At 63.7% G+C, this 7,159-nt stretch carries 14 protein-coding genes; all 14 read left to right on the top strand.

Annotation, left to right across the window (positions count from 1 at the left end; genetic code table 11):
- A partial coding sequence (locus AC1DYX_RS25455; RefSeq protein ID WP_477264061.1) for a replication endonuclease occupies positions 1–1,279 on the top strand: 1,279 nt, incomplete at its 5' end.
- The gene (locus tag AC1DYX_RS25450; RefSeq protein WP_477264059.1) at positions 1,272–1,418 is read left to right on the top strand and encodes a hypothetical protein; all 147 of its coding nucleotides are present in this window, start codon (positions 1,272–1,274) and stop codon (positions 1,416–1,418) included. The genes AC1DYX_RS25455 and AC1DYX_RS25450, both read left to right, overlap by 8 nt.
- The gene (locus tag AC1DYX_RS25445; RefSeq protein WP_477264057.1) at positions 1,415–1,603 is read left to right on the top strand and encodes a hypothetical protein; all 189 of its coding nucleotides are present in this window, start codon (positions 1,415–1,417) and stop codon (positions 1,601–1,603) included. The genes AC1DYX_RS25450 and AC1DYX_RS25445 overlap by 4 nt, the downstream gene beginning before the upstream one ends.
- Positions 1,603–1,872: a hypothetical protein gene (locus AC1DYX_RS25440; protein WP_477264056.1), complete on the top strand. Its 270-nt coding sequence runs from the start codon at positions 1,603–1,605 to the stop codon at positions 1,870–1,872. Before AC1DYX_RS25445 ends, AC1DYX_RS25440 begins: the two co-directional genes overlap by 1 nt.
- Positions 1,872–2,369 (top strand): hypothetical protein, encoded by a 498-nt coding sequence (locus AC1DYX_RS25435; protein ID WP_477264054.1) that lies wholly within the window; start codon positions 1,872–1,874, stop codon positions 2,367–2,369. The genes AC1DYX_RS25440 and AC1DYX_RS25435 overlap by 1 nt, the downstream gene beginning before the upstream one ends.
- The gene (locus tag AC1DYX_RS25430; RefSeq protein ID WP_477264052.1) at positions 2,366–2,986 is read left to right on the top strand and encodes a hypothetical protein; all 621 of its coding nucleotides are present in this window, start codon (positions 2,366–2,368) and stop codon (positions 2,984–2,986) included. The genes AC1DYX_RS25435 and AC1DYX_RS25430 overlap by 4 nt, the downstream gene beginning before the upstream one ends.
- Positions 2,987–3,149: 163 nt before the next feature.
- Entirely contained in the window at positions 3,150–3,305 is a 156-nt protein-coding gene (locus AC1DYX_RS25425; protein WP_477264050.1) for a hypothetical protein, read from the top strand.
- Positions 3,306–3,317: 12 nt separating this feature from the next.
- Positions 3,318–4,142 carry a major capsid protein P2 gene (locus tag AC1DYX_RS25420; protein WP_477264048.1) on the top strand — a complete coding sequence of 275 codons (825 nt, stop codon included), beginning with the start codon at positions 3,318–3,320 and terminating at the stop codon, positions 4,140–4,142.
- A 12-nt stretch (positions 4,143–4,154) separates the two neighbouring features.
- Entirely contained in the window at positions 4,155–4,433 is a 279-nt protein-coding gene (locus AC1DYX_RS25415) for a hypothetical protein (protein WP_477264046.1), read from the top strand.
- The gene (locus AC1DYX_RS25410; protein ID WP_477264044.1) at positions 4,423–4,716 is read left to right on the top strand and encodes a hypothetical protein; all 294 of its coding nucleotides are present in this window, start codon (positions 4,423–4,425) and stop codon (positions 4,714–4,716) included. The genes AC1DYX_RS25415 and AC1DYX_RS25410 overlap by 11 nt, the downstream gene beginning before the upstream one ends.
- A complete protein-coding gene (locus tag AC1DYX_RS25405; RefSeq protein WP_477264042.1) occupies positions 4,713–5,108 on the top strand; it encodes a hypothetical protein in 396 nt (131 codons plus the stop codon). Before AC1DYX_RS25410 ends, AC1DYX_RS25405 begins: the two co-directional genes overlap by 4 nt.
- 1 nt (position 5,109) lies before the next feature.
- Complete coding sequence (locus tag AC1DYX_RS25400) at positions 5,110–5,901, top strand: hypothetical protein (RefSeq protein WP_477264041.1); 792 nt, start codon at positions 5,110–5,112, stop codon at positions 5,899–5,901.
- Positions 5,902–5,904: 3 nt separating this feature from the next.
- A complete protein-coding gene (locus AC1DYX_RS25395) occupies positions 5,905–6,651 on the top strand; it encodes a hypothetical protein (protein ID WP_477264039.1) in 747 nt (248 codons plus the stop codon).
- A partial coding sequence (locus AC1DYX_RS25390) for a transglycosylase SLT domain-containing protein (RefSeq protein WP_477264037.1) occupies positions 6,651–7,159 on the top strand: 509 nt, incomplete at its 3' end. The genes AC1DYX_RS25395 and AC1DYX_RS25390, both read left to right, overlap by 1 nt.

The raw sequence follows: 7,159 nt of genomic DNA, 5'->3' as shown, positions 1-7,159 counted from the left end.
GTCCTTCACGCTGGCCGAGCTGGCCGCCAAGGGCACGGCCAACAAGACACTGCGTCGCGGCGAGCTGATGACGCGTATTCGCGGCTTCGAAGAATGCGCCGACGTGCTGCGCCACGTGGGCATGTTCTTCACCATCACGTGCCCGTCGAAGTTTCACAGCGTGGGCGGCACGAACGCGAAATACAACGGCGCCACGCCGCGCGATGCGCAGGCGTATCTGGTGGCCGTGTGGGCGCGCATCCGTGCCGCGCTGCATCGCGCCGGCATCCGGCCGTACGGCTTCCGGATCGCGGAGCCGCACAGCGATGGCTGTCCGCATTGGCACCTCCTGTTGTTCGTCGCGCCAGAGCACGTCGAGCGGATGGACGCGGCCGTGCGCGCGCACGCGCTGGGCGAGGACGGCGACGAGGCCGGCGCGCAGGCGAACCGAGTCAAGCTGGTCCGCATCGAAGCCGGCAAGGGCACGGCCGCCGGCTACATCGCAAAGTACGTGAGCAAGAACATCGACGGTGCCGGCGTTGGCGATCACAAGACGTTCGAAAACGGTACGACGTACATCATCGCGCCCGACCTGTTCGGCGGCATGGAGTTGACGCCGTCCGCGCGCGTCACGTACTGGTCACAGGTGTGGGGCATCCGCCAGTTTCAGCAGATCGGCGGTGCGCCTATAGGCATCTGGCGTGAGCTGCGCCGCGTGAAGGCCGAAACCCTGCTCAACGCGCCTGAGGCGGTGCGTGCGGCGCACGCGGCGGCGCAGAAGATCGAATCCGACGATCCAGCCGTGGCGAAGCAGGCCAGCTTTGCCGACTACCTGCGCGCGCAGGGCGGCCCCGCCGTGATGCGACGCGCGCTGGCCGTGCGCATCGCGGCGCGCCCGGTGACGATCAACGGCAGGTACGCGACGTACGAAGATCGCAAGCCGGTCGGCGTCTACGCGTCGGCGTTCCCGCTGGAGGTATTCGAAGGGGTTCACTATCGGTGGACCATCAGCGACGGCCGGTCGTCGGCGGCGTTGACTGGCCGCCCTCGGACTGGTGTAAATAACTGTACGGGCGCCCCCGCCTGGACTCGTCCGGAATGCGGCGCACCAGCCCCCGGCGCCGCGCCTTGTGGGCCTGTCCGTCACGAGCGCACGCATAACGCCGGCTTCAATCGGCCGGGTGATAAGGGCTGGAGCAAGGCGGCCAACCGCGACACCATCGAACGCTTTAAAAAACACTCCCCACGGCACGCGGGGAGCCATCTGCAGCACCTGCAACGGAAGTACGCCCATGAATGACCAGAGCACCGAACTGGAACGGCGCGCGTGCGCGCTGATCAAGCAGTACGGGCTGTTACTGCCCGGCCCGGCGAAGCAGTTTTTTCGCGAACTGGCAGACCATCTCAACTGGCAAAACCTGAAAGGACAACTGAAATGAGCAAGACCCTTCTGACCCAAGTCTATTCGGCCGTCAAGGTCGTGGATGAATCGCTGGAGCGCAACGGCCAAGTCGGCGTGTACATCGGCCCGGCCGACGTCGACGGCGAAAGCATCGTGAAATTCGATGACGACGCGGGCGAGCATCACTCGTTCCCGAATACCTCGCTGCAGGTGGTGTCGTAATGGTTGCCGCCGCCGCCAAGAATTTGGGCAAGATCAAGTGCCCGTGCTGCGGGGAGCCGACCGCACTGAAGCAAACCGCGTCGGGCATCCTCAAGTGGGAATGCCAAGATGCGGGCTGCGAGGCCAGCGGCTTCGCGCGGCCGCACACGGCGGCGGCGCGCAAGCTGTTGGAACAGATCGGCACGAAGCCGGCGCCGGCCGCTCCGGAACCAGCGCCCGTGCCGGCACCGAAACCCGCCCGAAAGGGCTTTGACTTCGCGGGGCTGTAATGGATCACGAAAATCAACCCGGCGCCGCCATGCCGGCCGAACAGTCCGCAGACCTGCGCCGCCTGATGCTGGCGGCCGACGAGCCGAACGTGGAATTGCAGGCGCTTGAGGACGCGGAGGCCGCGCAGGCGGCGGCAGAGGTGGCCGCGCAGGTCGACCAGAACAGCAACGCCGTGCGCATGGGGCTGGACATCGCGATTCCGTTCCTGTCGCGCCTGTATCCGTCGCTGGCCGACGTGTACACCGACGAGGCGCGCGGCGCCGTGGCGATGACGGTCGGCCCGGTCCTGACGAAATACGGCATCGACCTGGGCGACGTGGGCGGCCGGTATCGCGAAGAAATCGCCATGGTTGTCGTCTGCGGGCCTATCGCGATGGCGACCTATCAGGGCATCAAGTCGGACGTTGAAGCGCGCGAAAAACGAGTGCCTAAGGCAGTCGCCGTTCAACCGGCCGGCGAGGCGCCTGAGGCACAGGAAACGGTGCGTCTCGGATGAGCGCCCTGCAGACCGTCGACGGGCGCCTGACGGTCGTCTCAGGCGCGTCCCGGTGCGGCAAGACGACGCAGGTAGCGAACGAGGTCAAGAACGAGCGGCGCATCTGCGCGTGGGATCCTGAGGACCAGTGGGCGCAGTTGCCCGGCTGGCGGAAGGTGACGACGCGGCGTGAACTGCTGGAGGCAATGCAGGCAAAGGGGCATATCCGCGTCGCGTACGTGGCCGGGGGCTCGCTGAAGGACGAGTTTGATTTCTGGTGTGGGTGCGTCTACTACGCGGCGCGCTACGTGGCGCCGCTCGCGATCATCGCGGAGGAACTGGCCGACGTCACGACGCCATCGAAGGCGCCCGGTAACTGGGGCATCATCATCCGGCGCGGCCTGAAGCGAGGCATGCGCATCTATGCCATTTCACAGCGCTGGGCGGAAGCCGACAAGACGGCCATGGGCAACGCCTCCGACTACCTGCTGTTCACGTCGCGAGGCGAGGACATCGACTACATCGCCCGCAAGACCCGCGTGCCTGTAGGCGAACTGGAAGCGCTGGAGCCGTTCCAGTGGATTCGCTACGACCCGGTGACTAAGGCAAAGGATCGCGGCAAGGTCCGATTCCGATAATTTCGCCACGTCGTGAAAAAAAATTGGCCCTTCGGGGCCATTTTTCATTGCTGCCTAAGGGCGCTGCCTTAGGCGAGGTTTTTGCCTTTGCGGCCGGGCTCTCGGAACATGGAATCTCTCGTTGACCAACACGAATTTTTCCAACTTCTGGAGCAGACAAGAAATGTCGCAAACTGAACTGACCAAAATGGCGATGGCCCTCGGCATGCTGTATGCCGTCTACAAGTTCGTCCCGCACCCGGCCGCCAAGGCCGCCGCGCTGGGCGTCGCCGGCATCGTCGTCGCCAAGCGCACGCCGGTCCTGCAAAACTACCTGTAATCGGAGGGCGCTATGGGTGCACGTATCAAACTCCTCCCGTTCAACAACGTCGTCGCGACCGGCCTCGCCACGCTGGACCTGTCGAACCTGCTGGGCTACACCATCGAACGCCTGATTCTGAATCTGGGCGGCACGACTTTTACCAAGGCGATGATGACGTCGATCCAGCTGAAGGCAAACGGCAAGGTGATCTACGACACGACAGGTTCGCGCGTCGACGCGCGAAACCAGTATCGCGGCATCACGGCAAACGCCAACTTCCTGACGCTGGACTTCGCGGAAATTCGCAGCAAAACCGAACTGGGCCAGAACCTCGGCGCCATCGATACCACGGCCGGTATCACGAGCCTGAAGCTGGAAATCCAGATCACCGGCGCGACCGCACCGACCCTGCAGGGCTGGGCTGAAACGAACCGCCCGCAGATCGACCCGGCGCAAGCCGTGACGCGCAACCTGATCGCCAAGGTTCACAACTCCACGATCACCATCGGCGCCGCCGGCACGTTCTCGCTGCCGGTCCCGCACATGGATGTGTCGGCCGGTGGCTCGCTGTTCAAGCGCATCGCCTTCTTCTCGGCGAACATGACGGGCCTGCTGATCAAGAAGAACGGCATCGTGATCGAAGACTCCATTAAGGCGCTGAACGACTTCAACGAAACCGAATACCGCAAGACGCCCCAGGCATCGTTGTACGTGTTCGATCCCATCGTGGATGACAACCAGTCGCAAGTGCTGAACACCCGCGACGCGCAAACCATGGAAGTGCTCGGCACCTTCTCGGCCGGCGAGACCATCACCATCGAAGTCGAAGTGCTGGAACCGCTGCAAGCGTTCTAACCGGGGGCTGTCATGGATGAAACCACGAACAACCCCCAGCCGGACGCGGGCGCATGGGTGCTGTCCCGGCTGGGCTTCGCGATCGACTCGTATGTTGATCGCCAGCTGAACAGCCCACAGGTGATCGCGCAAAGCGGTGCGCCGTACGGCATCGACCAGAACGGCAATCTGTACAAGGTCGGCCAGCCGACGACTATGCAGACCGTACAGCCTGTGTCGGGCATGGGTGGCGGCGGCATGCTGCTGCTCGTCCTCGCGCTGGCGTACGTCGCGTCCCATCATGGCCGCTAAGCTCAACAGCCCTGTGCCGGCCGACCCATGGAGCGCCGGGATCATGGCGGCCGGCAGCGTCGCCAGTGCGGCGCTCACGCCGCCTCCGATGAACGCGCAGCAAACCACGGGTCCGGTCACGTTCGATAACTCGGGCTGGGCCGTGAACGTCGGCAGGGGCGCGAGCCAGAGCACGTCGACGGATCGCAGCATGTCGGCCTTGGGTGCGTCGCAGATGTTGCGCAATCCGCTCGTGCTGCTGGCGATCCTCGCGGGCCTGTACTACCTGAGAAAGCACAAATGACCCGCTTTACTCGTCTCAGCCTGGAACAGGCGCGCGCCGCGCTCGCGCCGATGGTCGGCAATCCGAAGTGGGACACGTCGGACGGCCTGTATGGCGTCGATGAACTGCTGGGCGGCGGTGTCGCCTTCGAAGTCAGCGATGCGGGCGGGCCGCTGGCCGTGCTGGTGGTCGAGCAGGTCAAGCACGACAACGGTACCGAACTGGAAATCAGGGTAGCGCGCCAACTGGCGGCAAATACCGACTTGACGACGCAGGTATTGCCCGAGGTGGAGCGGTATTTCGGCGTCGGGTGCAACTCGGTTTCGGTGTGGACGCGCCGGCCCGGGCTGATGCGAAAGCTCGCGGCGGCAGGCTACGGCAAAGCGGCTGTGTTGATGAGAAAGGAAATCTGATATGTCCGGCGGCAGCAAGCAGCAGACCAGCAGCAATACACAGAACTACGACATGCGTCAGGTCAATACGTACGACATGAATTCGTACGACCTGAGCAACCGCAGCACCACGAACAACACCTCGTCGTGGTCGAGCAACGTTGACGCGAGCAATCGGAGCGTCAACACGTCGAACACGACAACGAACGCCGATTTCAGCGACCGGAGCATCAACACGTCCACGTCGACGACGAACGCGGATTTCAGCGACCGCAGTACGACTAACCTTTGGAGCGACAGCAGCAACCGAAGCACGAACACGACGAGTGCCGACTTCAGCGACCGGAGCGTGACGAACACGAGCAACTGGAGCGACAGCAGCAACCGGAGCGTCACGAACAACTACAGCACGACGTTGGACGGCGGCGCCGTCGCGGGCGCGCTGGGCCTCGCGTCGAGTGCGGTCAAGAGCGTGCACGACAGCCTGTCTGACGCGCTGGGCTTCGCGACGGGCGTCGCGGCCGGCCAGAACGCGACCGTAGCGCACGCCTACGACTACGCCGACAACGTGTTTCATGGCGCGCTCGATGCCGTCCAGGCGAACGATACGCGCGCGCTGGACGCATTCAGCCGGGCGTCGACAATCGAACGCGACGCACTTGCGATGTCGCAGAACAGCTTCAGTAATGCGGTGGGCCTCGTCCAGAGCGCGTATTCCGACGCGAAGGGCACGACGCAGGCGCAACAGAAAATCATGATCGGCGTGTTGCTGGTGGCGGCTGCGGCCGTCATTGCGCCACGTCTGGGGAAATAAGCCATGCAATTCGATTTCACATTGGCCGCAAACCAGTCTCAGCACATCGACGTGGTCGGAACGTTCATCAAGTACAAGGACGGAACCGGAAAAATCCGCGTACGCCTGAACGGCGGCGGATACATCGATCTCCTGCCGGGGCAGGGCGTCAACAACGTGAAGTTCACGAGCGTGGACGTGCAGGACCGGACCGGCGCGCAGAACGTCGGGACCATCCTCGCCGGCATCTACGATTTCCGAGATGACCGCATKACCGGCACCGTGGACGTGGTCGACGGCGGTAAGGCGCGGACGCTCTCGGGCCAGTGCTTTGCCACAGGTGGCGGCATGCCTGGAGGAGCGACGACGGATTTTCCGTACCTCGTCCTCAACAATGCCGCCGGGTCGGGTAAGAGGATCATCGTGGAGGAGTTTGGGTGTTCGTGGATCGACACGAACAGCACCGACCCTAACGAAATGGGCTATGCGAATGCGTTCATTGGCTCGGCAAACTTCGGCAACTCGCCGCGCAGCGCACCAAACAAAATTTCTGGCGGGGTAGGTTCTACAGCGCAATTCAGCATTTGGACCGGCCCGGCTCTGGTCGGCAATTACGAAATGTACACCCGGCTCATGAAGAAAGGGGATTGGTTCACCGTGTCGGCGCGGGAGCCAATCATCATTCTCCCGGGGTGGAATTTCCACCTGCGCGGCGCACTCGGGGCGACAACCTTCAGCGGCTTCTTTGACTTCTACGAGGAGACGATCTGATGGATCAGCGCGCCGTCATCGTCGTGGCCGGCGCGCTCATGGGCGTGATGGCATGGCAGGCGTACCGAAACATGACGGCGGCGACGGCCGGCGACGAAGAATCCGATCTTTTATCCGACACGGTGGACGAATTGAAAAGCACTTTTTCCGGCTGGCCCTCGGGCTCCGAGCCGTACCAAGCAATCATCATCCCGGCGGGCCAGGACAATGGCGTGCCGATTTCAATCTTAGCGTGGCAGTTGTGGAAGGAATCGCGCTACAAACCGAGCGCCGTCAACAAACGAACGGGCGCCCTCGGCATTGCGCAATTCATGCCGTCGACGGCCGCAGACGAGGGCATCGACCCGCTCGACMCGGCGCAGGCCATCCCGGGCGCCGCGCGCTACCTCGCGCGCCTGTACCGGGCAACCGGCACGTGGTCTCAGGCGCTCGCCGCGTACAACTGGGGCATCGGCAATGTGCAGCGCAAGGGGATCGCGGCGGCGCCGGCCGAGACCGTCGATTACTA

This window comes from Massilia sp. P2_C2, assembly GCF_056404615.1.
This window is presented reverse-complemented; position numbering and strand designations above follow the sequence as displayed.

Bases quoted from the DNA above. Each gene is read 5' to 3' on its own strand.
- AC1DYX_RS25445 (WP_477264057.1), top strand. From the start codon at position 1,415: ATGAGCAAGACCCTTCTGACCCAAGTCTATTCGGCCGTCAAGGTCGTG.
- AC1DYX_RS25425 (WP_477264050.1), top strand. From the start codon at position 3,150: ATGTCGCAAACTGAACTGACCAAAATGGCGATGGCCCTCGGCATGCTG.
- AC1DYX_RS25405 (WP_477264042.1), top strand. From the start codon at position 4,713: ATGACCCGCTTTACTCGTCTCAGCCTGGAACAGGCGCGCGCCGCGCTC.
- AC1DYX_RS25440 (WP_477264056.1), top strand. From the start codon at position 1,603: ATGGTTGCCGCCGCCGCCAAGAATTTGGGCAAGATCAAGTGCCCGTGC.
- AC1DYX_RS25420 (WP_477264048.1), top strand. From the start codon at position 3,318: ATGGGTGCACGTATCAAACTCCTCCCGTTCAACAACGTCGTCGCGACC.
- AC1DYX_RS25435 (WP_477264054.1), top strand. From the start codon at position 1,872: ATGGATCACGAAAATCAACCCGGCGCCGCCATGCCGGCCGAACAGTCC.
- AC1DYX_RS25415 (WP_477264046.1), top strand. From the start codon at position 4,155: ATGGATGAAACCACGAACAACCCCCAGCCGGACGCGGGCGCATGGGTG.
- AC1DYX_RS25430 (WP_477264052.1), top strand. From the start codon at position 2,366: ATGAGCGCCCTGCAGACCGTCGACGGGCGCCTGACGGTCGTCTCAGGC.
- AC1DYX_RS25410 (WP_477264044.1), top strand. From the start codon at position 4,423: ATGGCCGCTAAGCTCAACAGCCCTGTGCCGGCCGACCCATGGAGCGCC.
- AC1DYX_RS25400 (WP_477264041.1), top strand. From the start codon at position 5,110: ATGTCCGGCGGCAGCAAGCAGCAGACCAGCAGCAATACACAGAACTAC.
- AC1DYX_RS25450 (WP_477264059.1), top strand. From the start codon at position 1,272: ATGAATGACCAGAGCACCGAACTGGAACGGCGCGCGTGCGCGCTGATC.